Origin of the sequence: Pantoea phosphatilytica, assembly GCF_051025615.1 — a bacterium.
In the GTDB taxonomy this organism is placed as follows: domain Bacteria; phylum Pseudomonadota; class Gammaproteobacteria; order Enterobacterales; family Enterobacteriaceae; genus Pantoea.
The window spans coordinates 1-25,950 of sequence record NZ_JBPFDF010000010.1; the positions used below are offsets into that span (position 1 = coordinate 1).

The following is a 25,950-nucleotide window of genomic DNA, read 5'->3' on the forward strand; positions in this document are numbered from 1 at the left end:
TCAATCCTGCGAGTGCCCACACAGATTGTCTGATAAATTGTTAAAGAGCAGTGCGAACAGTGCGTTAGCGTCCTGTCGCGAGGTGGCGTATATTACGCTTTCCTCCTTCAGAGTCAACCTCTTTTTTCAGAAGTTTTCTCCGGCGGCGCAGTCTCCTGTGCCTTCAACGCGCTTCCCGTTGCCGGTGTGCCGTGTTGATGGAGGCGCATTATAGGGAGTTGTTCAGGCGGCGCAACCCATAAATTGCATAAAAAAGCGTGTTCGCTGCATTCCACAGCAAAAGCCGCTGTTATACGCAGTTACGCACAATGTTATCCACACTGCATGGGTGAGATGAATTTAGACGAGCATCACGCAAACGTTTTCGCTACAATGCCGGACAGCGATACGGCTACCCCTTTTCGGGGCGTTACCTGAGGTTTTTGATTTTTTACTTCTTATAGAGAAGAGAAAAGTGCGCTAAAACCTGATGTAACGCTCTTATATACGCGAAACAAAGCCAAGGGATAAACCACCATGCAACAACCTCGTCCTGTACGCCGCGCCTTGCTCAGTGTCTCTGACAAAGCCGGTATCCTCGAATTTGCTCAGGCGCTCTCCCATCGCGGTGTTGAACTGCTCTCTACAGGTGGAACCGCTCGCCTGCTGGCAGAGGCGGGTCTGGCTGTCACCGAAGTCTCTGACTACACCGGCTTCCCGGAAATGATGGATGGACGTGTCAAAACCCTGCATCCGAAAGTGCATGGCGGCATTTTAGGTCGTCGCGGCCAGGATGATGCCATCATGGCGCAGCATGACATCAGCCCAATCGACATGGTGGTCGTTAATCTTTATCCCTTTGCACAGACGGTTGCCCGTGAAGGATGCTCACTGGAAGATGCCGTAGAGAACATTGATATCGGCGGCCCGACCATGGTGCGCTCGGCTGCCAAGAACCATAAGGATGTGGCTATCGTGGTCAGCAGTGGCGACTACGAGGCGATCATCGCTGAGATGGATGCCCATGAGAATGGCCTGACGCTTGAGACCCGATTCGATCTGGCGATTAAGGCGTTTGAACACACCGCCTCGTACGACAGCATGATCGCTAACTACTTCGGCAGTCTTGTGCCCGCCTATCACGGCGAACGTAATCAGCCCGCCGGCCGCTTCCCTCGTACCCTGAATCTGAACTTCATTAAGAAGCAGGATATGCGCTACGGTGAAAACAGCCATCAGGATGCCGCCTTCTATATAGAAGAGAACATTGCTGAAGCCTCGGTAGCGACGGCGCAACAGGTTCAGGGCAAGGCACTCTCTTATAACAACATTGCCGACACAGACGCGGCGCTGGAGTGTGTGAAAGAGTTCAGCGAGCCCGCCTGCGTTATCGTCAAGCATGCCAACCCCTGCGGCGTGGCAACCGGTGACAGCCTGCTGTCAGCCTATGACCGCGCTTATCAGACCGACCCGACCTCCGCATTCGGCGGCATCATCGCCTTTAACCGCGAGCTGGATGAAGCAACGGCGCAGGCGATTATCAGCCGTCAGTTCGTCGAGGTGATCATCGCTCCGGCCGTTTCCGATGCGGCCCTGAAAATCACCGCAACTAAGCAGAACGTTCGTGTGCTGATTTGCGGTCAGTGGCAGACCCGCACGGCGGCGCTGGATTTCAAACGTGTGAACGGCGGCCTGCTGGTTCAGGATCGCGATCTCGGCATGGTCGACGCCAGCCAGCTGCGCGTTGTCAGCAAGCGTCAGCCGTCAGAACAGGAGCTGCGTGATGCGCTGTTCTGCTGGAAGGTGGCCAAATTTGTGAAATCGAACGCCATCGTTTATGCACGCGACGGCATGACGATCGGTATCGGCGCCGGGCAGATGAGCCGCGTCTATTCCGCGAAGATTGCGGGTATTAAAGCAGGTGATGAAGGTCTGGAAGTTAAAGGCTCGGCGATGGCGTCGGATGCGTTCTTCCCCTTCCGCGACGGTATTGATGCCGCAGCCGCAGTGGGTGTGAGCTGTGTGATCCAGCCTGGCGGCTCTATCCGCGATGAAGAAGTGATCGCGGCTGCGGATGAGCACGGCATTGCCATGATCTTCACCGACATGCGCCACTTCCGCCATTAATCACTCCGGAGAGTAACAGATGAAAATTTTAGTAATCGGCAACGGCGGACGTGAACATGCGCTGGCCTGGAAAGCCGCTCAGTCGCCGCTAGCGGAAACCGTGTTCGTTGCGCCGGGTAACGCCGGAACGGCACTGGAGCCAGCATTGCAGAATGTCGCCATCAGCGCGACCGATATCCCTGCCCTGCTTGAGTTTGCCCGGCGTGAAAAGATCGATCTGACGATTGTCGGGCCGGAAGCCCCGCTGGTGACTGGCGTGGTCGATGCTTTCCGTGAGGCCGGGCTTAAAATCTTTGGCCCGACCCAGGCCGCTGCACAGCTGGAAGGATCGAAAGCGTTTACCAAGGATTTCCTGGCGCGTCATCAGATCCCCAGCGCCGCTTACCAGAACTTCACCGAAGTTGAGCCGGCTCTGGCCTGGCTGCGCGAGAAAGGCGCGCCTATCGTCATTAAGGCCGATGGCCTGGCGGCGGGTAAAGGCGTTATTGTCGCGATGACGCTGCAGGAAGCCGAAGAGGCGGTGCAGGATATGCTGGCCGGTAACGCTTTTGGCGATGCCGGACACCGCATCGTGATTGAAGAGTTTCTTGAGGGTGAAGAAGCCAGCTTTATCGTTATGGTCGATGGCGAACATGTGCTGCCGATGGCCACCAGCCAGGATCATAAACGTGTCGGCGACGGCGACACCGGACCGAATACCGGCGGAATGGGGGCTTATTCACCGGCTCCGGTTGTGACGGATGAGATCCACCAGCGTGTCATGGATCAGGTTATCTGGCCGACCGTGCGTGGCATGGCCGCTGAAGGCAACGTCTACACCGGTTTTCTCTATGCCGGACTGATGATCGATCACACCGGTCAGCCGAAAGTGATCGAATTCAACTGCCGCTTTGGCGATCCGGAAACGCAGCCGATCATGCTGCGCCTGCAGTCGGATCTGGTCGATCTTTGCCTGGCCGCCTGCGACGGTAAGCTGGATCAAAAAACGTCAGAGTGGGATCCCCGTCCTGCGCTGGGCGTGGTGCTGGCGGCAGGCGGTTATCCGGGTGACTACGCGCAGGGCGATCAGATCCATGGTCTGCCACTGGAAGAAGTTGCGGATGGTAAGGTCTTCCATGCCGGAACCCGTCTGGAAGAGGATCGGGTACTGACCAACGGCGGCCGCGTGCTCTGTGTCACTGCGCTGGGTGAGGATGTGGCCGCCGCCCAGCAGCGCGCCTATGAGCTGACAAAGCCTATCTCGTGGCAGGGCAGCTTCTGCCGTCACGATATCGGCTACCGCGCGATTAATCGCAAATAAGTTCAGGGGGCACCCGGTGCCCCCTTTCCCTTCACATATCGTCTTCTGTCGGCTGCTGTGAGCACGCATCCTGCTGGCTCATCCGCAACAGCTGGACGCCTTCCGGCGCTTCAAGCCATGACACCATCAGCGGTGCCGGCGCATTACTCTGCTGCTGTATCAGCATCTGCACCGCATCAGCGTCAAATGACGGTCTGACCTGCTGGCCTTCACAAAGGGTCACTCTCCCGTTTCCCTGCCAGTGTCCCTGCCGGAGAAACACACGGCCGCTCAGCAGCGCATCGCTGAGGTTACGCATCCGCTGCGCATCAAACTTATAGAGCTCAACTGCATCAGGGCTGACCGCTTCTCGGCGTCCTGCAAGCTGACGCTGCATAAAGGTAAGGCCGCCCGCCTGGTCAAAGCGCAGGGTCACATCATCGGGCGCATTCCCCTTTACCTGCCGCTGAATGCTGGTCAGGGCATCCTCCAGCCAGACATAGTCCGTTACCTCCCCCTCACCGCCGCTGAACGGCGTATAGAGAGTACGGATATGTACTGACTGATGATCGTTGTTTTTGCGCCAGATACGCACGACGCCGCGATCGGCAAGATAGCCGCTGGCAGAAAAGGGAGGAATATCCGGGGTGGCGCTACAGCCAAAAAGAAACAGGGAGAGAGAGAAAACAGATAAACGCTGAAACAGCGGGGTCATGATGGCAGGCCTCTTAAACAAAAGGGGCGAAACGCCCCCTGTTTTAAAGCTTAACCGCAGTGCGACGTCTTACTTAACGGCGTCTTTCAGCGCTTTACCAGACACGAATGCCGGTACGTTTGCTGCAGCGATTTTGATCTCTTTGCCAGTCTGCGGGTTACGACCGGTACGCTCAGCGCGGTGGTTCACTTTAAAAGTACCAAAACCAACCAGTTGTACAGCATCACCATCTTTCAGAGACTCAGTGATCGCAGCCAGAGTTGATTCCAGCGCTGCCTTTGCCTGGGTTTTAGACAGGTCAGCTTTTTCTGCGATCACATCAATCAGTTGAGTCTTGTTCATAAGTTATCCTTAAAGTGTATTTATCGCTTGCTAAGCAACGAGTGCGAGGGAAAAGCCATATTCTGGCACTCTTCTGCCTGCACGCACCGATAGCCACAATTTTCAGCCCCCCAAATGTAGACCAGAGAGGGGGCCGATGTGAAGCCTCCAGGCGCGCTAATTCGGGCCTGAAGTCACGTTTTATCGCCTTACTGCTGGAAATTTATACCGATGTTGCTAATTCCCGCTTCACGCAGGTCAGATCGCAGACCCTTAATCAATTCCAGGTCGCGCTCTTCACACTCCGCCAGCAGGCGGAAAATCTCCCACTGAAGGTCCCACTCATCAATGACAGCCGGGTTTTCACGCAGCTCTTCGTCGGTCATCTCGCGCCCTGCCTGGGTCATTTCCAGCATGGCCACCGTCGTAATTGAGGTCCTGCTGACTTCAATGGCATGCTCAAGCGTTTCCCCGCTCAGCTGCGCATGAACGACTTCGCTCAATGCCACGCAGGCATCGATAGCCGGATAGACGCCGTAAACCTCAAACGCATCACCATCAGGAATGGCGGCTTCGAGCTTTTCCAGCTGGCTGTCGAAGTTAATCTTCGCATCTTTGACCGTCAGGCTTTCCCAGATCAGATCAAGAATACGACGATAGAGTGCCGGTTCGGCAAATTCAGTCTGCTCGCAGAATGCGTGATAGTTGGGATACATGCGTTCGCAGAGGCAGGCCATAAAAGTCAGGTGCTGCCAGCTTTGCAGCTTCGCCAGACGCAGATGAACGGGATTTTGTAACATAAAGGTGGCTCTTATTCGTTTCGCTGGCCGCAGTGTAACTGCAAAAGCGCAGCACAAACAGTGTTAAAGCGCGTTTTGCCAGCGCTGGAAAGCGGTTCGGTTGGAGGCGACCGCATCCGCCCAGCGTGTCGGTTCCGGCAGACGGTAACCGCGCGTACAATTTTCAACCCACTGTAGCGCGGTATCCAGGCTGACCCGATGCCCCGTGGCGACAAACAGCGGATTGCAGCGCTGCTTGCTGCGCCAGACCCAGCCTATCTGTTCGCCTTTGTCCATCAGCGGCTGACGACTGCCAGGCTGCGCGTCAGGCTCTTCAAAACGGCCACACAGGCGGCGCTTGGCGACCCCAATCGTCGGGACATCCACCAGCAGGCCAAAATGTGACGCGACGCCGAGCCGTCTGGGATGGGAGATACCGTGTCCATCCACAAACAGCAGGTCAGGCTTCTGCTCCAGCATCTCCCACGCCGCCATCAGCGCCGGATATTCCCGGAACGAGAGGAAGCCCGGAATATAGGGCATGGTGGTTTCAATACGGGCGATGCGGTGCTCCACCAGCTTCAGCGAGGGATATTCCAGCACGACCATCGCCGCCCGCGTGATCGCGCCCTCCTGTTCGAATCCTACGTCCGCTCCGCCAATAAAGCGGGGCGGCAGTACGTCAAAGTCATCTTCACGCACCACGTCAGCGGCGCGTTGAAGCTGCTCAGCGCGAAGTGCGGCAATATCCATGATTACTCCTGATGCCAGGGACGTGACAGACGGTGCACCGCCTCCACAAAGACGCCGGCATTTTCTGGCGGGACATCCTGATGAATACCGTGCCCCAGATTGAAGACGTGGCCGGTGCCCGCGCCAAAGCGCTCAAGGATACCCGCCACTTCCTGTTCGATACGCTCAGGGGCCGCATAGAGCATAGAGGGGTCCATATTGCCCTGCAGCGCCACTTTGTCGCCTACGCGACGGCGTGCGTCATCGATATCGGTGGTCCAGTCGAGACCCAGCGCATCACAGCCGGTGGCCGCCATCGCTTCCAGCCACTGTCCGCCCCCTTTGGTGAACAGCGTCACCGGCACCCGGCGGCCGTCGTTTTCACGCAGCAGGCCATCGACAATTTTGTGCATGTAGTGGAGTGAAAACTCGCGGTAATCACGACCGGTCAGCACGCCGCCCCAGGTGTCAAACACCATCACGGACTGCGCACCGGCGCGGATCTGCGCGTTGAGATAGAGAATGACGCTGTCGGCCAGCTTGTCCAGCATTGCGTGCAGCGTCGCGGGCTCGGCATACATCATCTTTTTGATGCGGGTAAAGGCCTTGCTGCTGCCGCCTTCGACCATATAGGTCGCCAGCGTCCAGGGGCTGCCCGAGAAGCCAATCAGCGGCAGTTCGCCGTTGAGATTTTTACGGATGGTGCGGACGGCATTCATCACATAGCCCAGCTCCATTTCCGGATCGGGCACCGGTAAACGCTCAACGTCTGCACGGCAGGTCACAGGGTTAGCGAAACGCGGACCTTCACCCGCTTCAAAATAGAGTCCCAGTCCCATCGCATCCGGAATAGTCAGGATGTCACTGAAGAGGATGGCGGCATCCAGCGGATAACGGCGCAGCGGCTGCAGAGTCACTTCGCAGGCCAGCTCGGCGTTTTTACACAGCGACATAAAGTCACCCGCCTGGGCGCGCGTCGCTTTGTACTCCGGCAAATAGCGCCCGGCTTGTCGCATCATCCATACCGGCGTGACATCGACCGGCTGACGTAACAGGGCACGCAAATAACGATCGTTCTTCAGTTCACTCATCTCAACACTCTCTCAATAACAGGCGTGTAGTGTAGCACTTTCACGCTTCCGCGCGGCACAGGGCGACGGTATCTTCAATCAGGCGGCGCGCCACGGTGCCCGGCGGAGGCAGCAGCGGCAGATCATCGAAACGGAACCAGGCCGCATCCAGCAGCTCTTTGCCATCGTGCTGCAGATCGCCACTTTCATACTCCGCCATAAACGCCGTCATCAGAGATTGCGGGAAGGGCCACGGCTGGGAGGTGACATAACGGACGTTTTTGATGCGGATATTGCTCTCTTCCATGACCTCGCGGGCGACGGCCTGCTCCAGGGTTTCGCCGACCTCGACAAACCCCGCCAGTACGGTGTAAACCTTGTTGCGATGCCGGGCATGATTCGCCAGCAGGATCTCATCGCCGCGACGGATAGCCACAATGATGCAGGGTGCGATCTGCGGATAGTAGCGTTCGCGACAATGGCTGCACAGACAGGCAAACTCATGTTTGCTGTGATGCATTTCATGCCCGCAGTAGCCGCACCAGCGATGAGAGCGGTAGAACTCTGCCAGCTGCACGCCGCGTCCGGCCAGCTGAAACAGTTCCACATCCTGATCGATCAGCTGCCGCACCGAAAACATCTCTGCTGAGCGCGGCTCGCAAATCAGCCAGACTTTTTCACCCTGCCACTCCCCAATCGTCCGGGCTTTACTGCCCGTTAAACCGAATTTTTCGGCGTTTCCGTGGGGTAAATCACCTTGTGGCAACCAAAGTTTCTGTTCATGGCTGACAATCCACCATCCAGCGTCTACGCTTGAGATTTCGCATTGCATTTATTTCGTCATCCTTAGCGTCAAATCGCACGCTGAAGCCCTGATGTTAAGTGTGTAGATAAACAACTATAACTCACATGGAGTTAGATATGCTTAACCAGTTAGAAGTCCTGGCTGAACGCGTAGGTGGCAGTAATGAACTGGTCGATTCATGGCTTGAAGCCCGTCGTCAGCTGCTGGTGAACTATTATCACCTCGTCGGTCTTAAACCCAACAAAGAGGCGCTGACGCGTCTGGATGAGCAGGCGCTGGACAACTTCTGTCACAGCCTGGTCGATTACCTTTCTGCAGGTCACTTCAGCATCTATGAGCGCGTCATCAATGAGATGAGTGGTGACAGCCCGATGATTGCCGCTGCGCAGATCTACCCGCCGCTGGAAGCGAATACGGAGCGTCTGATGCAGCTGTATGATGGTCACCTGCAGCAGGCGATTGACGATGAGAACTGCATGACCTTCCAGCAGGCACTGTCCGAAGTGGGCGAGGTGCTGGAAGCGCGCTTTACGCTGGAAGATAAGCTGATCCAGCTCGCGTGGGATAATCAGCTGGCCGCGCCGCCCGTGGCCAACGACAGCCAGATCGCCCGTCCGGCATAATGCCGATTCGTAACAGGGGTATTGAGATTATCCGATAGCCCTTTTATGCTGAACAGGTTCTGAGGCAGAGACGCCAAAGAACCTTTTTTATTTGTGTGTTGAAATATCACGTTTTTACCGCTGAGGCTGCGCTAAGCGCCTGCGTAAAAACCGCTTCTTGTCGGAGTGCCCATCCGGGCTGAGACCGTTAATTCGGGATCCGCGGAACCTGATCAGGTTAGAACCTGCGAAGGGAACAAGAGTAATCAGTCGCTGTCTGCCAGCCGTTGTGCGCTGTCTGTACGCTTACTCCTTCCGGACTCCGGACAAGCATCGTTTCCCTTTAACAGGAAGATTGCTATGTCTGACCCTAAAATGACCCGTCGTGAACAACGCGCCCAGGCGCAGGCGTTTATCCACTCCCTGCGGGGTGGCAGTGCGTTTCCCCGCTCCCGTCGCATCTGGATAACCGGCAGCCGGGACGATATCCGCGTGCCGATGCGGGAAATCGAAATGACGCCGACCCATACCGGCGGCAGTAAAGAAGCGCCACTTTATGAGCAGAATGAAGCCGTGCCGGTCTATGACACGGCGGGTGCCTATGGCGATCCCGCCGCAGAGATCGATGTGCATCGTGGTCTGGCGAAGCTGCGCGCCGGCTGGATTGCAGAACGCGACGACAGTGAACCACTGAGCCAGAACAGCTCCGGCTATACCCAGCAGCGGCTGGCCGATGAGGGGCTGGACCACCTGCGTTTCGACCAGCTGCCGATCCCGCGACGCGCCCGCGCAGGCCGCCGCGTTACGCAGCTGCACTACGCCCGTCAGGGGATCGTTACCCCGGAGATGGAGTTCATCGCTCTGCGGGAAAATATGGGCCGGGAACGCATCCGCGCGGAGGTGCTGCTGCAACAGCATCCGGGCCACAGTTTTGGCGCACATCTGCCCGCCGCGATAACGCCCGAGTTCGTGCGGCAGGAGGTAGCGGCCGGTCGCGCCATCATCCCGGCCAATATCAACCACCCTGAATCGGAACCGATGATCATCGGCCGCAACTTTCTGGTGAAGGTCAACGCCAATATCGGCAATTCCGCGGTGACCTCTTCCATTGAAGAGGAAGTGGAGAAGCTGGTCTGGTCCACCCGCTGGGGCGCCGATACGGTGATGGATCTCTCCACCGGACGCTATATCCATGAAACGCGCGAATGGATCCTGCGCAACAGCCCGGTGCCCATCGGCACCGTCCCGATCTATCAGGCGCTGGAAAAAGTGAATGGCGTGGCCGAGTCGCTGAACTGGACGATCTTCCGGGATACGCTGCTTGAGCAGGCGGAACAGGGGGTGGATTACTTCACCATCCACGCGGGCGTGCTGCTGCGCTATGTGCCGATGACGGCGAAGCGGCTGACCGGCATTGTGTCACGCGGCGGGTCGATCATGGCGAAATGGTGTCTGTCGCACCATCAGGAGAACTTTCTCTATCAGCATTTCCGGGAAATCTGTGAAATCTGCGCCGCTTATGATGTCGCCCTGTCACTGGGTGACGGTTTACGTCCGGGTTCGATTCAGGATGCCAACGATGAGGCGCAGTTTGCTGAGCTGCGCACCCTGGGCGAACTGACCCGCATCGCCTGGGAGTATGACGTTCAGGTGATGATTGAAGGGCCGGGCCATGTGCCGATGCACATGATCCGCCGCAACATGACCGAACAGCTCGACCTGTGCGATGAAGCGCCCTTCTACACGCTTGGCCCACTGACCACCGATATCGCGCCCGGCTATGACCATTTCACCTCCGGTATCGGCGCCGCCATGATCGGCTGGTTTGGCTGCGCCATGCTCTGTTACGTCACCCCTAAAGAGCATCTGGGCCTGCCGAACAAGGAGGATGTGAAACAGGGATTGATCACCTACAAAATCGCGGCGCACGCCGCCGATCTGGCGAAAGGCCATCCGGGCGCGCAGATCCGCGATAACGCGATGTCCAAAGCACGCTTTGAATTCCGCTGGGAAGATCAGTTCAATCTGGCCCTCGATCCCCACACCGCCCGGGCGATGCATGACGAAACCCTGCCGCAGGCGTCGGGCAAGGTGGCGCACTTCTGCTCAATGTGCGGCCCGAAATTCTGCTCGATGAAAATTTCCCAGGAGGTGCGCGCGTTCGCCGCCCGCCAGGATACGCGCGCCGAGCCTGTCACCGTAGGCATGGCGCAGATGTCAGACCGTTTTCGTCGCCACGGCGGTGAACTCTATCACCCCGCCGACACCCTGAAGGAGGATTAACGATGCCCGCATTTCCTGCTACCGCCCCGCGCCTGGGGCTTTATCCGGTGGTTGACAGCCCCGACTGGATCGCCCGCCTGCTGGAGGCGGGCGTCCGCACGATCCAGCTGCGCATCAAAGATCAGCCCGAGGCGATCGCTGAGCCTGCCATTGCGCAGGCGATTGCGCTGGGGAAACGTTACGATGCGCGCCTGTTTATCAATGATTACTGGGCGCTGGCGATAAAGCATCAGGCTTATGGCGTGCATCTGGGGCAGGAGGATCTGGATGTCGCCGATCTTGACCGCATTCGGCAGGCCGGCTTACGGCTGGGGATCTCGACCCATGATGATGCGGAACTGGATCGCGCCCTGGCGATCCAGCCCTCTTACATCGCGCTGGGCCATATATTCCCGACTCAGACCAAAGCGATGCCGTCTGCGCCGCAGGGCCTTGAGCAGCTGAAACAGCATCTGGCCCGTCTGACCGACATCCCTACCGTGGCGATTGGCGGGATCTCGATAGCCCGTGCGCCCGGGGTGCTGGCTACCGGCGTGGGCAGCATTGCGGTGGTGAGTGCGATTACCCAGGCGGAGGACTGGCGTGCCGCCACCGCGACGCTGCTGGCGCTGACCGAAGGCGATGGGCAGGGATGCTGAGATCTGTTCCGCAGCGCGACGGCAAAACGGGTAACACCGGTATGCTCTGCGGAAAGCCTGTCGCAGAAGAGAAAGTTGCCGCTGGCGCGCTGGGGTGCAGAGCCTTAACGTGGGCGTCGTCAGGTTAAGGTTATCTGACCAGGGCCGGTTCACTCCTCTTGCCGGCCCTGCCTCCTTGTTCACGATGTCAGCGCGGAGGCCGGGCCTGGCGTCTCATGCTGACATGAGATCATCGCGCGTTCAACGGCCGCCCCGACCTGTGCCAGTGCCTGTTCAGTCTGTTCGTTAACAGGCAGGCCGTAGTTCAGACGCAGGCAGTTACGGTATTTACCTGAGGCCGAAAAAAGTGAACCTACGGCGATCTGTATTTTCGACTCGCGCAGTTCACGGTTAAGCCGGACCGCATCGAAGGCCTCGGGGAGTTCGATCCACATCAGAAAGCCGCCCTGAGGACGTGACACGCAGATACCGCAGGGAAAGTAGTGGCGCACCCAGCAGCTGAAGCGTTCATAGTTGCGGTGATAGATCTGCCGCATCCGGCGCAGATGGGGCTGATAATGGCCCTGACGGATAAATTCGGAGACCGCATGCTGAGGCTGCGTGGCGGTGGAGCCGGTAACGATATATTTCATATGCAGTACGCGGTCACGATAGCGGCCGGGTACCACCCAGCCGACGCGCAAACCCGGCGCCAGCGTTTTTGAAAAGGAGCTGCAGAGCAGAACCCGGCCGTCCAGATCAAACGCTTTGATAGCCGGAGGCCGCGGATAGTCCCAGGCCAGTTCACCATACACATCATCTTCGATAATCGCGGCGTCAAACCGCTGCGCCAGCGCCAGCAACGCCCGCTTACGCGACTCCGGCATGATAAATCCCAGCGGATTATTACAGTTCGGCACAACCACAACAGCTTTGATCGGCCACTGGTCGAAGGCCAGTTCCAGCGCCTCCAGACTGATGCCGGTCGCCGCATCGGTCGGGATCTCGATGGCGCGGATGCCAAAGCCGCGCAGCGTCTGCATAATGCCGTGAAACGACGGTGACTCAACGGCAATAATATCACCCGGCTCGCAGACTGCCCGGACGCTAACGGATAACGCTTCGTGACAGCCGGTGGTAATCACAATCTCCCCGGCCGTGAGCTGGCAGCCGCTATCGATCGCCAGCCGTGCTATCTGCTGTCGCAGCGCGAGTACGCCATAAAGATTGTCATAGTTGAGCAGCGCGGTTTCCTGCTTCTGCGCCTGGCGGCCGAACGCTTTCCAGAGCGGCTTAAGCGTCGGCTGCGTCACATCGGGCATCCCGCTGCCCAGCTGCAGGACATCCTCTTCCAGCCGACCGTTAATCAGCTCCAGCACCGCATCCCACTGTGTGACCTCCACCGGCCGCTGCACGGGGCGCGTCAGCGCCGGGATCGGCGGTGTCGATTTACAGGCGGCGACAAAGTAGCCGGAGCGTGACTGCGGCGTGATCATCTGCTTCTCTTCCAGCAGATGATAAGCCTGCTGTACCGTACTGATACTGACGCCATGTTCAGCACTGAGGGTACGCACCGAAGGCAGACGTTCCCCACTGCGGTACAGTCCCTGTTCGATGCGCTGAGCCAGCAGCGAAGCCAGATGTTCATAACGGGTCATTGTATTTACTCCGGCTCAGATGCTGAGCAGTAACCAGTACAGTTGAACTCTGTTTTTACCATTCAGATCGTGTTTACCGCAATCTGTATGTTAAAAAAAGGTGATTTTTGAATCTGTATCATACAGACCGCTTTGCGGAAAATAGCCTCTCACATCACTGAGGGCACTATCATGGGATACGATGAGAATCGCGCAGCTAAGCCATTTACCGGTACGCCTTACCACCTGGTTCGTTATCTGTGGCGCTGTTTCAGACGCTGGCAGCTGCGGCGGGAGACCACTGCCATTCTGTCGAAGCTGAGTGACCAGCAGCTCAGGGATATTGGCATCCGCCGTAATGAGTGGAAAGCCTGAAAAAGAGATAAAAAAAACCCTGCCGGAGCAGGGTTTTTTATCAGGCGGGGACGATTAATCGTCTTTGTTGCCGCCGAGACCGGCGTTCAGCAGTTCAGCCAGGCTGGCTGATGCTTCATCCGCAGTCACCTGCGGTACAACTGGTACTTCGCCTGCCGCTTTGCGACGCATACGATCCTGATGGTACGCATAACCGGTACCGGCCGGGATCAGACGACCCACGATCACGTTCTCTTTCAGGCCGCGCAGTTCGTCGCGCTTGCCTGCTACTGCGGCTTCGGTCAGGACACGGGTGGTCTCCTGGAACGATGCAGCAGAGATGAACGATTCGGTAGCCAGTGACGCTTTGGTAATACCCAGCAGGTCACGCACGTAGGTTGCGCCCACTTTTCCGTTCGCTTCCAGATCACGGTTAGAGATCTTGATGCGAGAGTACTCAGCCTGCTCACCTTCCAGGAAGTCTGCACCGCCTGCGCTCACGATGGTGGCTTTACGCAGCATCTGACGAACGATGACTTCGATGTGCTTATCGTTAATCTTAACGCCCTGCAGGCGGTAAACTTCCTGCACTTCGTTAGTGATGTAACGGGTCACCGCATGCACGCCACGCAGACGCAGGATGTCATGTGGAGACTCTGGGCCATCGGAAACCACGTCACCGCGCTCAACACGTTCACCTTCGAACACGTTCAGCTGACGCCATTTCGGAATCATCTCTTCGTATGGCTCGCTGCCATCCAGCGGAGTGATCACCAGACGACGTTTACCTTTGGTCTCTTTACCGAAGGAGATGATGCCGCTGATCTCCGCCAGGATTGCTGGCTCTTTCGGACGACGCGCTTCGAACAGGTCAGCAACGCGTGGCAGACCACCGGTAATATCCTTGGTACCGCCAGATTCCTGCGGTACACGCGCCAGGGTGTCACCGGCACTGATTTTCACGCCATCTTCCAGCTGAACAATCGCTTTACCTGGCAGGAAGTACTGAGCCGGCATGTCGGTGCCCGGGATCAGAACGTCGTTGCCGCTGGCATCAACAATTTTCAGCGCAGGACGCAGATCTTTACCGCCTGACGTACGCTCAGCACTGTCCAGAACCACCAGCGAAGACAGACCGGTTAAGTCATCTGTCTGACGGGTAATGGTCTGGCCATCGATCATGTCCGTGAAGCGAATGAAACCGCCCACTTCGGTGATAACTGGCATGGTATGCGGATCCCAGTTCGCCACGGTCTCGCCCGCAGCAACCTGCTCACCATCACCTTTCGCCATGGTAGAACCGTAAGGAACTTTATAGCTCTCTTTGGTACGACCAAATTCATCGATCATTTTCAGTTCGACGTTACGCGAGGTGATCACCAGCTTACCGGCCGAGTTCGTTACCGACTTGGCGTTGGTCAGCTTGATGGTACCTTTGTTCTTCACCTGAATGCTGGATTCAGCAGCCGCACGCGATGCCGCACCACCGATGTGGAACGTACGCATCGTCAGCTGTGTACCCGGCTCACCGATGGACTGTGCCGCGATAACACCGATCGCTTCACCTTTGTTGATGATGTGACCGCGTGCCAAATCGCGACCGTAGCAATGCGCACACACACCAAAGTCGGTTTCACAACCTACAACAGAGCGAACTTTCAGGCTGTCGACGGAGTTCAGTTCCAGCACGTCACACCAGTGCTCATCGAGCAGGGTGTTGCGTGGGACCAGAATATCTGCAGTACCTGGCTTCAGAACGTCTTCAGCAGTCACACGACCCAGTACACGTTCACGCAGCGGCTCTTTCACGTCGCCACCTTCGATGACTGGCGTCATCATGATGCCTTCGTGTGTACCACAGTCATCTTCAGTGACAACCAGGTCCTGAGCAACGTCAACCAGACGACGCGTCAGATAACCGGAGTTCGCTGTTTTCAGTGCGGTATCCGCAAGACCTTTACGCGCACCGTGGGTTGAGATGAAGTACTGGAGTACGTTCAGCCCTTCACGGAAGTTCGCCGTGATGGGTGTTTCAATGATCGAGCCATCCGGCTTCGCCATCAGACCACGCATACCGGCCAGCTGACGAATCTGTGCAGCAGAACCACGCGCACCAGAGTCGGCCATCATAAAGATGCTGTTAAAGGAAACCTGTTTCTCTTCTTCGCCGTCACGGTTAATCACGGTTTCGGTTGAGAGGTTTTCCATCATCGCCTTGGCAACACGTTCGTTGGCGGCGGCCCAGATATCGATGACTTTGTTGTAACGTTCGCCGGCGGTAACCAGACCCGACTGGAACTGCTCCTGGATCTCAGCCACTTCCGCTTCCGCTTCGGTGATGATTTCCACTTTCTTCTCTGGAATCACCATGTCGTCGATACCGACTGACGCGCCTGAACGGGCAGCGTAGGCGAAACCGGTGTACATGGTCTGGTCAGCGAAGATAACGGTCGGCTTCAGGCCCAGAATGCGGTAACAGGTGTTCAGCATTTTGGAGATAGCTTTTTTACCCAGCGCCTGGTTAACGATGGAGTAAGGCAGACCTTTTGGCACGATCATCCACAGGATGGCGCGACCGATAGTCGTGTCGATCAGGCTGGTTTTTGCGACCCACTCATCCTGCTCGTTTTTCTCGTGTTCGGTGATACGCACCTTCACGCGAGCATGCAGAGACGCGAGGCCAGCGCGATAAATACGCTCAGCTTCTTTCGGGCCAGTCAGCACCATGCCTTCGCCTTTGGCGTTAACACAGTCACGGGTCATGTAGTACAGACCCAGTACAACGTCCTGAGAAGGAACGATGATTGGCTCGCCGTTCGCAGGTGACAGGATGTTGTTGGTCGACATCATCAGCGCACGCGCTTCCAGCTGGGCTTCCAGCGTCAGCGGTACGTGGACAGCCATCTGGTCACCATCGAAGTCGGCGTTATAGGCCGCACAGACCAGCGGGTGAAGCTGAATCGCTTTACCTTCGATCAGAACCGGTTCAAAAGCCTGAATACCCAGACGGTGCAGCGTAGGCGCACGGTTCAGCAGAACCGGGTGCTCACGGATCACTTCGTCGAGGATATCCCAGACAACCGCTTCTTCGCGCTCAACCATTTTCTTCGCGGCTTTGATGGTGGTGGCCAGGCCACGCAGTTCCAGCTTGCCGTAAATGAACGGTTTGAACAGCTCGAGTGCCATTTTCTTCGGCAGGCCGCACTGATGCAGACGCAGGTATGGACCAACGGTGATAACCGAACGACCAGAGTAGTCGACACGTTTACCCAGCAGGTTCTGACGGAAACGACCCTGCTTACCTTTGATCATGTCTGCCAGCGATTTCAGCGGACGCTTGTTGGAACCGGTGATCGCACGACCGCGACGACCGTTATCCAGCAGAGCATCGACCGCTTCCTGCAGCATACGCTTTTCGTTGCGCACGATGATGTCTGGCGCAGCCAGATCCAGCAGGCGCTTCAGACGGTTGTTACGGTTGATCACGCGACGATAGAGATCGTTCAGATCTGACGTTGCGAAACGGCCACCGTCCAGCGGTACCAGCGGACGCAGATCCGGTGGCAGAACAGGCAGCACGGTCAGGATCATCCACTCTGGCTTGTTACCAGACTGTACGAACGCTTCCAGCAGCTTGATACGCTTGGTCAGTTTTTTACGTTTGGTTTCGGAGTTCGTTTCGTTCAGCTCTTCACGCAGCTGATCGCACTCCTGCTCCAGATCCATGTTTTTCAACAGGGCCTGGATCGCTTCGGCGCCCATTTTGGCGTCGAATTCGTCACCGAACTCTTCCAGTGCGTCAAGGTACTGCTCTTCGGTCAGGATCTGACGCTTCTCGAGGTTGGTCATGCCACCTTCGATTACCACGTAAGATTCAAAGTAGAGCACACGCTCGATGTCACGCAGCGGCATATCCAGCAGTAAGCCGATACGCGATGGCAGTGACTTCAGGAACCAGATGTGCGCGGTCGGCGACGCCAGTTCGATGTGGCCCATACGCTCACGGCGTACTTTAGTCTGGGTCACTTCAACGCCGCACTTCTCACAAATCACACCACGGTGTTTCAGGCGCTTGTACTTACCGCACAGGCACTCATAGTCTTTTACCGGCCCGAAGATACGGGCACAGAACAGACCATCGCGCTCTGGCTTGAAAGTACGGTAGTTAATGGTTTCTGGCTTTTTCACTTCACCAAAAGACCAGGAACGGATCATGTCTGGCGAAGCCAGCGCAATTTTGATCGCATCAAACTCTTCGGTCTTAGTTTGCGCTTTCAGAAACTTAAGTAAGTCTTTCACGGATTAGCTCCCGTCGGAGTGAGACTCAGGGGGCGTCCAACCGAAATTGAACGCCCCGTAACCAGTACAATTGCGAGCGCTTTAAACCCGGCGCTTTCAGGCAACGGCGAACCGCTGCCTGAAATGGGGTTACTCGTCTTCCAGCTCGATGTTGATACCCAGCGAGCGAATCTCTTTCAACAGTACGTTGAAGGATTCCGGCATGCCCGGTTCCATCTGATGGTTGCCGTCAACGATGTTTTTATACATCTTGGTACGGCCGTTGACGTCATCAGACTTAACGGTAAGCATTTCCTGCAGGGTATAGGCGGCACCGTAAGCTTCCAGTGCCCATACTTCCATCTCACCAAAGCGCTGACCACCGAACTGCGCCTTACCACCCAGCGGCTGCTGAGTAACCAGGCTGTAGGAACCGGTAGAACGTGCATGCATCTTGTCATCAACCAGGTGGTTAAGTTTCAGCATGTACATGTAGCCAACGGTAACCTGACGTTCGAACTGCTCACCGGTACGGCCGTCAAACAGGGTAATCTGACCGGAAGAAGGCAGGCCGCCGAGCTGTAACAGCTCTTTGATTTCGCTCTCTTTCGCGCCATCAAACACCGGAGTGGCGATAGGCATACCTTTCTTCAGGTTCTCAGCCAGACGCAGAACTTCGTCATCGGAGAAGGTGTTCAGGTCAACTCTCTGACGCAGGTCAGTACCCAGGTCATAGGCGCGCTGGATGAATTCGCGCAGTTTCGCGACTTCTTCCTGCTTCTTCAGCATGGCGTTGATCTTCTCGCCGATGCCTTTCGCCGCCATGCCCAGGTGGGTTTCCAGAATCTGACCGATGTTCATACGCGATGGTACGCCCAGCGGGTTCAGAACGATGTCGACCGGCGTGCCGTTTTCATCGTAAGGCATATCTTCGATCGGGTTGATCTTGGAGATAACACCTTTGTTACCGTGACGACCTGCCATCTTGTCACCCGGCTGAATCTGACGCTTAACGGCCAGATAAACCTTAACGATTTTCAGCACGCCTGGTGCCAGATCATCGCCCTGGGTGATCTTACGACGCTTACCTTCGAGTTTCTTCTCAAACTCGTGCTTCAGTTCGTCGTACTGCTCGGCCAGCTGTTCCAGCTGGTTTTGCTTAGCTTCGTCGTTCAGACCCAGCTCCAGCCAGCGCTCACGCGGCAGCTTGTCCAGTTTGTCTGCTTCAACGCCACCGGAGATCAGGACGTTCTGAATACGGCTGAACAGGCCCGCTTCCAGAATCTGCAGCTCTTCAGACAGGTCTTTCTTCGCCTGCTTCAGCTGCATCTCTTCGATTTCCAGCGCACGTTTGTCTTTTTCCACGCCATCGCGGGTAAAGACCTGAACGTCGATCACGGTACCTGACACGCCATTCGGTACGCGCAGTGACGAATCTTTCACGTCAGAGGCTTTTTCACCGAAGATCGCGCGCAGCAGTTTCTCTTCTGGCGTCAGCTGGGTTTCACCTTTCGGCGTTACCTTACCGACCAGAATGTCACCACCGGTCACTTCAGCACCGATGTAGACGATGCCTGACTCATCCAGTTTAGAGAGTGCGGCTTCACCCACGTTCGGGATGTCAGCGGTGATCTCTTCCGGCCCCAGTTTGGTGTCACGCGACACGCAAGCCAGTTCCTGAATGTGGATGGTGGTAAAGCGATCTTCCTGCACCACGCGCTCGGAGACCAGGATGGAGTCTTCGAAGTTGTAACCGTTCCACGGCATGAACGCGACGCGCATGTTCTGACCCAGCGCCAGTTCACCCAGATCGGTGGACGGGCCATCAGCCAGCACATCACCACGTTCAACCGGCTCACCCAGAGAGACACATGGCATCTGGTTGATACAGGTGTTCTGGTTAGAACGGGTGTATTTGGTCAGGTTATAGATGTCGATACCGGCTTCGCCAGCATACATCTCATCTTCGTTCACCTTGATCACGATACGTGATGCGTCAACGTACTGAACGGTACCGCCACGTTTAGCAACGGCGGTAACACCGGAGTCAACGGCAACAGCACGTTCCATACCGGTACCCACCAGCGGCTTATCAGCACGCAGAGTCGGAACGGCCTGACGTTGCATGTTCGCACCCATCAGAGCACGGTTGGCGTCATCGTGTTCCAGGAACGGGATCAGGGATGCACCGACAGAAACCACCTGCTGGGTGGAAACGTCCATGTAGTCAACCTGATCGCGGCTGAACAGGCTCGATTCGCCTTTGCTACGGCAGGTGACCAGGTCATCCACAAACGCGCCGTTGTCATCCAGCGGGGCGTTCGCCTGTGCGATAACGTAGTTACCCTCTTCGATAGCAGAGAGGTAATGAATCTCGTCAGAGACCAGGCCATCGATCACACGGCGATACGGGGTTTCAAGGAAACCGTACTCATTGGTCTGCGCATAAACAGACAAGGAGTTGATCAGACCGATGTTCGGACCTTCAGGGGTCTCGATTGGGCAGACACGACCGTAGTGCGTTGGGTGTACGTCACGCACTTCGAAGCCGGCACGCTCACGCGTCAGACCACCCGGGCCGAGAGCAGAGATACGACGTTTGTGCGTAATCTCTGACAGCGGGTTGTTCTGGTCCATGAACTGAGACAGCTGGCTTGAACCAAAGAACTCTTTGACCGCAGCCGAAATCGGCTTAGCGTTGATCATGTCCTGTGGCATCAGGGTATCCAGATCGCCCAGTGACAGACGCTCTTTAACCGCACGCTCAACACGGACCAGACCCACGCGGAACTGGTTCTCAGCCATTTCGCCGACTGAACGAATACGACGGTTGCCGAGGTGGTCGATATCGTCCACTTCCCCTTTACCGTTACGGATGTCGATCAGCTTCTTCATCACTTCGATGATGTCTTCTTTGCTCAGGATACCTGAACCTTCGATTTCATCACGCAGCAATGAGCGGTTGAATTTCATACGGCCGACAGCAGACAGGTCGTAACGATCTTCAGAGAAGAAGAGGTTTTCGAACAGGTTCTCTGCGGCTTCACGCGTTGGCGGCTCACCAGGACGCATCATGCGGTAGATCTCAACCAGGGCGCTCAGGCGATCGCTGGTTGGGTCAACACGCAGGGTCTCAGACATATATGGACCGTGGTCCAGATCGTTGGTGAACAGCGTTTCGATGCGCTTGTGACCGGACTGGCTCAGTTTAGCCAGCAGATCCAGCGACAGCTCCATGTTCGCTGCAACAATCAGCTCACCGGTGCTCTCATCGATGTAATCTTTCGCGACCACTTTGCCCGCGATATATTCAACCGGAACTTCGATGTGCTGAATGCCATCTTTTTCCAGCTGACGGATATGGCGCGCAGTGATGCGGCGACCTTTTTCGACGTAGACGGTGCCGTTCGCTTCGATATCGAAGGTCGCAGTTTCACCGCGCAGGCGCTCAGGTACCAGCTCCATCTGCAGCTTGTTGTCACGGATTTCAAAGACCACTTTCTCAAAGAAGAGATCGAGGATCTGAGGCGTCGTGAACTGTAACGCACGCAGGATGATAGTGGCCGGCAGCTTACGACGACGGTCAATACGGACAAACAGGTTATCTTTCGGGTCAAACTCAAAGTCGAGCCATGAACCGCGGTAAGGGATGATACGTGCGTTATAAAGCACTTTACCCGAAGAGTGGGTTTTACCCTTATCGCTGTCAAAGAACACGCCAGGACTACGGTGCAGCTGAGAAACGATAACGCGCTCGGTACCGTTGATGACAAAGGTACCGTTGTCGGTCATGAGCGGAATTTCGCCCATGTAGACTTCTTGTTCTTTAATATCTTTTACGGTGCCTTCTGGCGCTTCGCGCTCATAGATCACCAGACGCAGTTTCACGCGCAGCGGTGCCGAATAGGTCACGCCACGGATCTGACACTCTTTCACGTCAAAGACAGGTTCGCCCAGGCGATAGCTGACATACTGCAGCTCAGAGTTGCCGCTGTAGCTCGCAATAGGGAATACAGAGCGGAATGCAGCTTCCAGCCCGTACTGACCTTCTGGATCTTGCTCGATAAACTTCTGGAACGAGTCGAGCTGGATGGAAAGGAGATAAGGTATGTCCAGTACTTGTGGACGTTTACCAAAATCCTTACGAATACGTTTTTTCTCGGTATAGGAGTAAACCATAGGGTTCCTCAGCTAGCTGACAAGTCGACCCACGCTGTCCGTCCTGACAGGACAGTTCATGCAACACGATTTTGTTTGATTCACTGGCTGCGGGGCAGCAGTGCAATACCTCTTTCTATCACGCTTAAATCATTTCATCGCTTTTGCGAAGGCAGGGAACCCACTCAGGAAAGCGGTATATTAAGTCGTCGATAGAGAAAGATATTGAAGAGTAGCAATGGACAAACAGTGTGAAACCCCATTGAAACCCTGTAGCGCAAAAAGGCTGGTGACCAAAAAGTCACCAGCCATCAGTCTGAAACTACTCAGACTGCAACCCGAGGGTTGTCTTACTTAACTTCAACTTCAGCGCCAGCTTCTTTCAGAGCAGCTTCAAGTGCAGCTGCGTCGTCTTTGCTGATGCCTTCTTTGATCACGCCAGTTGCTTCAACCAGATCTTTGGCTTCTTTCAGGCCCAGACCAGTTGCAGTACGTACGGCTTTGATTACTGCTACTTTGTTCGCGCCAACAGCTTTCAGTACGACGTCGAATTCAGTTTTTTCTTCAACAGCTTCAGCCGGGCCCGCAGCAACAGCTACAGCAGCAGCAGCAGAAACGCCGAATTTTTCTTCCATAGCAGAAACCAGCTCAACTACTTCCATTACGGACATAGCTGCAACAGCTTCCAGAATTTGGTCTTTAGTGATAGACATAACAATTGTTCCTAAGAATCAGAAAAAGTTTATACGTTAGCAAACACGAAGAAAAAGAGTCTGGCCTTAAGCCGCTTCTTTTGCGTCGCGTACAGCAGCCAGAGTGCGGACCAGTTTGCCAGCAGCGGCTTCTTTCATGGTCGACATCAGACGTGCCAGTGCTTCTTCGTAGGTCGGCAGCGTTGCCAGACGGTCAATATTGGCCGCCGTGATCAGCTCACCTTCAAAGGCTGCAGCTTTGACCTCAAATTTTGCATTCGCTTTCGCGAAATCTTTGAACAGACGAGCAGCAGCGCCCGGGTGTTCCAAAGAATATGCAATCAGGGTCGGACCAACAAACGTGTCTTTCAGGCACTCAAACTGAGTACCTTCAACGACGCGGCGCAGCAGGGTGTTACGAACAACACGCATGTAAACGCCAGCTTCACGACCTGCTTTACGCAGTTCGGTCATTTTATCAACGGTAACGCCACGGGAATCCGCAACAACCGCTGAAAGCGCACCTTTGGCTACTTCGCTGACTTCAGCAACAATCGCTTGTTTGTCTTGAAGATTTAATGCCATTAGCTTTTGCTCCTGGATTTGACCGGGAAAGGATTTCCCCGGAACTCACTTCACTCATTCACCCGAGGGGAAATAAGCGCTCGAACACGGTGAGCAGAATCCAGCTAAGAAAAAATTCTTTTGGTTCTGTCACCGTCTACGCAGGATATTAAGCAGTTTATCCGGAGATAAGCCGCTCCTGCGGTCTTGGACGGAGGCCAGGATAAGGCCTGGCTCCAACCTAAATTCTGTGCGACGCAGCAGAGGCAGAAGAAAAAGCGATAACGCTCCGTTCCGGCTCTCTGGTGCCCTGTTCTGTTAATAACAGAACAACGGGCGTAAGATTCTAGGTGAATTTTTCGCCCGTTTCAAGCAGCAATTAGTTTGCTGTTGCGTTCAGACCCGCCTGGTCAACGGCAACGCCGGCGCCCATGGTGGTTGAAAGGCTGACTTTCTTGATGTACACGCCTTTCGCCTGAGATGGTTTTGCTTTTTTCAGCGCAACCAGCAGAGATTCCAGGTTTTCTTTCAGTTTGTCAGCGTCAAAGTCCACTTTACCGATGGTCGTGTGGATGATGCCGTTTTTGTCGTTACGATAACGAACCTGACCCGCTTTAGCGTTCTTAACCGCTTCAGCAACGTTAGGCGTTACAGTACCAACTTTCGGGTTTGGCATCAGGCCGCGTGGACCCAGAATCTGGCCCAGCTGGCCAACAACGCGCATTGCATCCGGAGAAGCAATAACAACGTCAAAATTCATTTCGCCTTTCTTGATCTGCTCAGCCAGGTCTTCCATACCAACCAGCTCCGCGCCTGCTGCTTTAGCAGCTTCAGCGTTAGCACCCTGGGTGAAGACAGCAACACGTACTGAACGACCAGTACCGTGTGGCAGAACGGTCGCGCCGCGTACGTTCTGATCAGATTTACGTGCATCGATGCCGAGGTTGACAGCAACGTCAACGCTTTCAACGAACTTGGCAGTAGCCAGTTCTTTCAGCAGAGCAACAGCTTCAGCAATGTCATACTGCTTGGTCGCGTCAACTTTGTCGCGAATTACGGTCATGCGCTTGGTCAGCTTAGCCATTTCTTAGTCCTCTACTACCAGGCCCATGGAACGAGCAGTACCTTCGATTGAGCGAGTCATCGCTTCAACGTCAGAACCAGTCATGTCCGCAGCTTTGGTTTCTGCGATTTCACGTACCTGAGCACGAGTCACTTTACCGACTTTATCTTTGTTCGGCTTACCAGAACCAGACTTGATGCCCGCTGCTTTTTTCAGCAGTACGGCAGCCGGAGGCGTTTTGGTAATGAAAGTGAAAGAGCGGTCGCTGTATACGGTGATAACAACAGGAGTCGGCAGACCTTTTTCCAGAGATTCGGTCTTGGCGTTGAACGCTTTACAGAATTCCATGATGTTAACACCCTGCTGACCCAGAGCTGGACCAACCGGTGGACTTGGGTTCGCCATACCAGCTGCAACCTGCAGCTTGACGTAGGCTTGGACTTTCTTAGCCATGATATTTCCTCAATTGGGTTATAGCGCCTGTAAAAAGGCTCCCCGTGATAACGATTTATACGCTGTTGCCAGCGCATAAAAACAAAAGGCGCGAAATTGTAGTTAAATTTCGCGCCTGCTGCAACAGCTAATTTGTGAGCGGAAAGAGGTTAACCTTTCTCCACCTGACCGAAGTCGAGTTCGACCGGCGTTGCACGTCCGAAGATGGAAACGGAAACCGTCAGGCGGCTCTTCTCGTAATCCACATCTTCGACGACACCGTTAAAGTCGGCAAAAGGACCGTCGTTAACACGAACCATTTCACCTGGCTCAAACAGCGTTTTCGGACGGGGCTTGTCACCGACCTGCTGCAGACGGTTCATGATCGCATCAACTTCTTTGTCGCTGATCGGTGCCGGACGGTCAGATGTTCCGCCGATGAAACCCATCACGCGCGGGACACTGCGCACCAGGTGCCAGCTGGCGTCATTCATCACCATCTGAACCAGTACATATCCCGGGAAAAACTTGCGCTCGCTCTTACGACGCTGGCCACCACGAATCTCAACGACTTCTTCAGTCGGAACCATGACGTCGCCAAACAGCTCTTCCATGTTATGCAATTTGATATGCTCGCGCAGCGATTGAGCTACGCGGCCTTCAAAACCGGAAAACGCCTGTACGACGTACCAGCGTTTCTTTGGAGCTTCAGACATCTCAGAACCTCAGGCCAGTGATAAACGATACCAGACGGACCAGAATACCATCCAGCCCCCACAAAATCAGTGACATCACGGCAGTCACCGCGGCAACGATTAACGTGGTGTGCAGCGTTTCCTGGCGGGTTGGCCAGATAACCTTACGCATTTCTGTTCTTGCTTCACGAGCAAAAGCCACGGTCGCTTTGCCTTTGGTCGTTAAAAGCGCAATGCCGCCAGCCGCTGCAATCAGTACAACTACGGCTAACGCGCGCAGTGGCAGTGATACATCACGATAGAGGTAGTTACCTACAATCGCCGCAAGCAGCAGTACCACGACTGCTACCCACTTTACCGCTTCCAGGCCACGCCCGCTCCCTTGAGCTTCGGTATTCGCACTCATAAACCAACCTGCCACAATAATTCAGAAACTATTCTGCCCCGCAGTGCGAGGCGTCCAAACCGAATGAGCTTTTGAGGCGTAACTCGGTATCTAACGCCGCATGACAGAGCCTGTCTCAGCAATGATTATGATCGAAAAAATCACTGATGAGCCAGGTTCTATAAAACAGCGTGCAAAAAGGGCATCAAATGATGCCCTTTCCGTGTGCATTGCGTCAAACGTTATCGGTAATTATGCGATAACTTTAGCAACAACACCCGCGCCAACGGTACGGCCACCTTCGCGGATTGCGAAGCGCAGACCTTCGTCCATTGCGATTGGGTGGATCAGGGTAACAACCATTTTGATGTTGTCGCCTGGCA

General features: G+C 55.6%; 22 protein-coding genes and 1 riboswitch. Of the genes, 6 read left to right on the forward strand and 16 right to left on the reverse strand.

The annotated features are described in order from the left end of the window. The first annotated feature begins 516 nt into the window (after window positions 1-516). Complete coding sequence (gene purH / locus ACR6AS_RS20295) at window positions 517-2,106, forward strand: bifunctional phosphoribosylaminoimidazolecarboxamide formyltransferase/IMP cyclohydrolase (protein WP_367395995.1); 1,590 nt, start codon at window positions 517-519, stop codon at window positions 2,104-2,106. Between the two features lie 19 nt (window positions 2,107-2,125). Next, entirely contained in the window at window positions 2,126-3,406 is a 1,281-nt protein-coding gene (purD, locus tag ACR6AS_RS20300) for a phosphoribosylamine--glycine ligase (protein ID WP_111141239.1), read from the forward strand. Between the two features lie 31 nt (window positions 3,407-3,437). Here purD and ACR6AS_RS20305 read toward each other — a convergent pair whose 3' ends face one another. The 6 genes from ACR6AS_RS20305 to nudC form a co-directional block, all read right to left on the reverse strand. After that, window positions 3,438-4,100 (reverse strand): DUF1481 domain-containing protein, encoded by a 663-nt coding sequence (locus ACR6AS_RS20305; RefSeq protein ID WP_434163551.1) that lies wholly within the window; start codon window positions 4,098-4,100, stop codon window positions 3,438-3,440. 69 nt (window positions 4,101-4,169) lie between these two features. Next, window positions 4,170-4,442, reverse strand: coding sequence for a nucleoid-associated protein HU-alpha (hupA, locus tag ACR6AS_RS20310; RefSeq protein WP_003850136.1), 273 nt, complete (start codon window positions 4,440-4,442; stop codon window positions 4,170-4,172). Between the two features lie 188 nt (window positions 4,443-4,630). Beyond that, the gene (locus ACR6AS_RS20315) at window positions 4,631-5,221 is read right to left on the reverse strand and encodes a YjaG family protein (RefSeq protein WP_111141241.1); all 591 of its coding nucleotides are present in this window, start codon (window positions 5,219-5,221) and stop codon (window positions 4,631-4,633) included. A 63-nt stretch (window positions 5,222-5,284) separates the two neighbouring features. Beyond that, on the reverse strand, window positions 5,285-5,953 hold the full coding sequence (gene nfi, locus ACR6AS_RS20320) for a deoxyribonuclease V (protein WP_111141242.1): 669 nt from the start codon (window positions 5,951-5,953) through the stop codon (window positions 5,285-5,287). A 2-nt stretch (window positions 5,954-5,955) separates the two neighbouring features. Next, window positions 5,956-7,023 carry a uroporphyrinogen decarboxylase gene (gene hemE / locus ACR6AS_RS20325; protein ID WP_111141243.1) on the reverse strand — a complete coding sequence of 356 codons (1,068 nt, stop codon included), beginning with the start codon at window positions 7,021-7,023 and terminating at the stop codon, window positions 5,956-5,958. Window positions 7,024-7,063: 40 nt separating this feature from the next. Next, entirely contained in the window at window positions 7,064-7,834 is a 771-nt protein-coding gene (gene nudC / locus ACR6AS_RS20330; protein WP_111141244.1) for an NAD(+) diphosphatase, read from the reverse strand. An 89-nt stretch (window positions 7,835-7,923) separates the two neighbouring features. On the opposite strand from nudC, the gene rsd reads away from it, so the two are divergent. From rsd to thiE, 3 genes are all read left to right on the forward strand, one after another. Then, entirely contained in the window at window positions 7,924-8,430 is a 507-nt protein-coding gene (gene rsd / locus ACR6AS_RS20335; protein ID WP_111141245.1) for a sigma D regulator, read from the forward strand. 151 nt (window positions 8,431-8,581) lie between these two features. Then, a riboswitch (TPP riboswitch) is annotated at window positions 8,582-8,682 on the forward strand. Between the two features lie 87 nt (window positions 8,683-8,769). Then, on the forward strand, window positions 8,770-10,692 hold the full coding sequence (gene thiC / locus ACR6AS_RS20340) for a phosphomethylpyrimidine synthase ThiC (protein ID WP_418804268.1): 1,923 nt from the start codon (window positions 8,770-8,772) through the stop codon (window positions 10,690-10,692). A 2-nt stretch (window positions 10,693-10,694) separates the two neighbouring features. Continuing rightward, entirely contained in the window at window positions 10,695-11,330 is a 636-nt protein-coding gene (gene thiE / locus ACR6AS_RS20345) for a thiamine phosphate synthase (protein ID WP_111141247.1), read from the forward strand. Between the two features lie 179 nt (window positions 11,331-11,509). On the opposite strand, the gene ACR6AS_RS20350 is transcribed toward thiE, so the two are convergent. Next, complete coding sequence (locus ACR6AS_RS20350) at window positions 11,510-12,967, reverse strand: aminotransferase-like domain-containing protein (protein WP_434163552.1); 1,458 nt, start codon at window positions 12,965-12,967, stop codon at window positions 11,510-11,512. 171 nt (window positions 12,968-13,138) lie between these two features. Here ACR6AS_RS20350 and ACR6AS_RS20355 point away from each other — a divergent pair, with 171 nt between their 5' ends. Continuing rightward, entirely contained in the window at window positions 13,139-13,321 is a 183-nt protein-coding gene (locus ACR6AS_RS20355) for a DUF1127 domain-containing protein (RefSeq protein WP_111141249.1), read from the forward strand. Between the two features lie 54 nt (window positions 13,322-13,375). Here the strand turns inward: ACR6AS_RS20355 and rpoC are convergent, their stop codons facing one another. The 9 genes from rpoC to ACR6AS_RS20400 all read right to left on the reverse strand — a co-directional run. Further along, window positions 13,376-17,599: a DNA-directed RNA polymerase subunit beta' gene (gene rpoC, locus ACR6AS_RS20360; protein WP_111141250.1), complete on the reverse strand. Its 4,224-nt coding sequence runs from the start codon at window positions 17,597-17,599 to the stop codon at window positions 13,376-13,378. 129 nt (window positions 17,600-17,728) lie between these two features. Then, on the reverse strand, window positions 17,729-21,757 hold the full coding sequence (gene rpoB, locus ACR6AS_RS20365) for a DNA-directed RNA polymerase subunit beta (protein ID WP_111141251.1): 4,029 nt from the start codon (window positions 21,755-21,757) through the stop codon (window positions 17,729-17,731). A 329-nt stretch (window positions 21,758-22,086) separates the two neighbouring features. Then, window positions 22,087-22,449, reverse strand: a complete 363-nt coding sequence (gene rplL, locus ACR6AS_RS20370; RefSeq protein ID WP_009092660.1) for a 50S ribosomal protein L7/L12 — start codon at window positions 22,447-22,449, stop codon at window positions 22,087-22,089. A gap of 66 nt (window positions 22,450-22,515) precedes the next feature. Further along, a complete protein-coding gene (gene rplJ, locus ACR6AS_RS20375; protein WP_028722878.1) occupies window positions 22,516-23,013 on the reverse strand; it encodes a 50S ribosomal protein L10 in 498 nt (165 codons plus the stop codon). Between the two features lie 358 nt (window positions 23,014-23,371). Then, complete coding sequence (gene rplA / locus ACR6AS_RS20380) at window positions 23,372-24,076, reverse strand: 50S ribosomal protein L1 (RefSeq protein WP_009092662.1); 705 nt, start codon at window positions 24,074-24,076, stop codon at window positions 23,372-23,374. A 3-nt stretch (window positions 24,077-24,079) separates the two neighbouring features. After that, the gene (gene rplK / locus ACR6AS_RS20385) at window positions 24,080-24,508 is read right to left on the reverse strand and encodes a 50S ribosomal protein L11 (protein ID WP_006121495.1); all 429 of its coding nucleotides are present in this window, start codon (window positions 24,506-24,508) and stop codon (window positions 24,080-24,082) included. A 149-nt stretch (window positions 24,509-24,657) separates the two neighbouring features. Beyond that, complete coding sequence (nusG, locus tag ACR6AS_RS20390; protein ID WP_003848088.1) at window positions 24,658-25,203, reverse strand: transcription termination/antitermination protein NusG; 546 nt, start codon at window positions 25,201-25,203, stop codon at window positions 24,658-24,660. A 1-nt stretch (window position 25,204) separates the two neighbouring features. Next, window positions 25,205-25,588: a preprotein translocase subunit SecE gene (gene secE / locus ACR6AS_RS20395; RefSeq protein WP_111142233.1), complete on the reverse strand. Its 384-nt coding sequence runs from the start codon at window positions 25,586-25,588 to the stop codon at window positions 25,205-25,207. A gap of 231 nt (window positions 25,589-25,819) precedes the next feature. Continuing rightward, window positions 25,820-25,950: EF-Tu C-terminal domain-related protein (locus ACR6AS_RS20400; RefSeq protein ID WP_083070736.1), on the reverse strand; the 131-nt coding region annotated here is incomplete at its 5' end.

Bases quoted from the DNA above. Each gene is read 5' to 3' on its own strand.
- purH (WP_367395995.1), top strand. From the start codon at position 517: ATGCAACAACCTCGTCCTGTACGCCGCGCCTTGCTCAGTGTCTCTGAC.
- purD (WP_111141239.1), top strand. From the start codon at position 2,126: ATGAAAATTTTAGTAATCGGCAACGGCGGACGTGAACATGCGCTGGCC.
- ACR6AS_RS20305 (WP_434163551.1), bottom strand. From the start codon at position 4,100: ATGACCCCGCTGTTTCAGCGTTTATCTGTTTTCTCTCTCTCCCTGTTT.
- hupA (WP_003850136.1), bottom strand. From the start codon at position 4,442: ATGAACAAGACTCAACTGATTGATGTGATCGCAGAAAAAGCTGACCTG.
- ACR6AS_RS20315 (WP_111141241.1), bottom strand. From the start codon at position 5,221: ATGTTACAAAATCCCGTTCATCTGCGTCTGGCGAAGCTGCAAAGCTGG.
- nfi (WP_111141242.1), bottom strand. From the start codon at position 5,953: ATGGATATTGCCGCACTTCGCGCTGAGCAGCTTCAACGCGCCGCTGAC.
- hemE (WP_111141243.1), bottom strand. From the start codon at position 7,023: ATGAGTGAACTGAAGAACGATCGTTATTTGCGTGCCCTGTTACGTCAG.
- nudC (WP_111141244.1), bottom strand. From the start codon at position 7,834: ATGCAATGCGAAATCTCAAGCGTAGACGCTGGATGGTGGATTGTCAGC.
- rsd (WP_111141245.1), top strand. From the start codon at position 7,924: ATGCTTAACCAGTTAGAAGTCCTGGCTGAACGCGTAGGTGGCAGTAAT.
- thiC (WP_418804268.1), top strand. From the start codon at position 8,770: ATGTCTGACCCTAAAATGACCCGTCGTGAACAACGCGCCCAGGCGCAG.
- thiE (WP_111141247.1), top strand. From the start codon at position 10,695: ATGCCCGCATTTCCTGCTACCGCCCCGCGCCTGGGGCTTTATCCGGTG.
- ACR6AS_RS20350 (WP_434163552.1), bottom strand. From the start codon at position 12,967: ATGACCCGTTATGAACATCTGGCTTCGCTGCTGGCTCAGCGCATCGAA.
- ACR6AS_RS20355 (WP_111141249.1), top strand. From the start codon at position 13,139: ATGGGATACGATGAGAATCGCGCAGCTAAGCCATTTACCGGTACGCCT.
- rpoB (WP_111141251.1), bottom strand. From the start codon at position 21,757: ATGGTTTACTCCTATACCGAGAAAAAACGTATTCGTAAGGATTTTGGT.
- rplL (WP_009092660.1), bottom strand. From the start codon at position 22,449: ATGTCTATCACTAAAGACCAAATTCTGGAAGCTGTTGCAGCTATGTCC.
- rplJ (WP_028722878.1), bottom strand. From the start codon at position 23,013: ATGGCATTAAATCTTCAAGACAAACAAGCGATTGTTGCTGAAGTCAGC.
- rplA (WP_009092662.1), bottom strand. From the start codon at position 24,076: ATGGCTAAGCTGACCAAGCGCATGACCGTAATTCGCGACAAAGTTGAC.
- rplK (WP_006121495.1), bottom strand. From the start codon at position 24,508: ATGGCTAAGAAAGTCCAAGCCTACGTCAAGCTGCAGGTTGCAGCTGGT.
- nusG (WP_003848088.1), bottom strand. From the start codon at position 25,203: ATGTCTGAAGCTCCAAAGAAACGCTGGTACGTCGTACAGGCGTTTTCC.
- secE (WP_111142233.1), bottom strand. From the start codon at position 25,588: ATGAGTGCGAATACCGAAGCTCAAGGGAGCGGGCGTGGCCTGGAAGCG.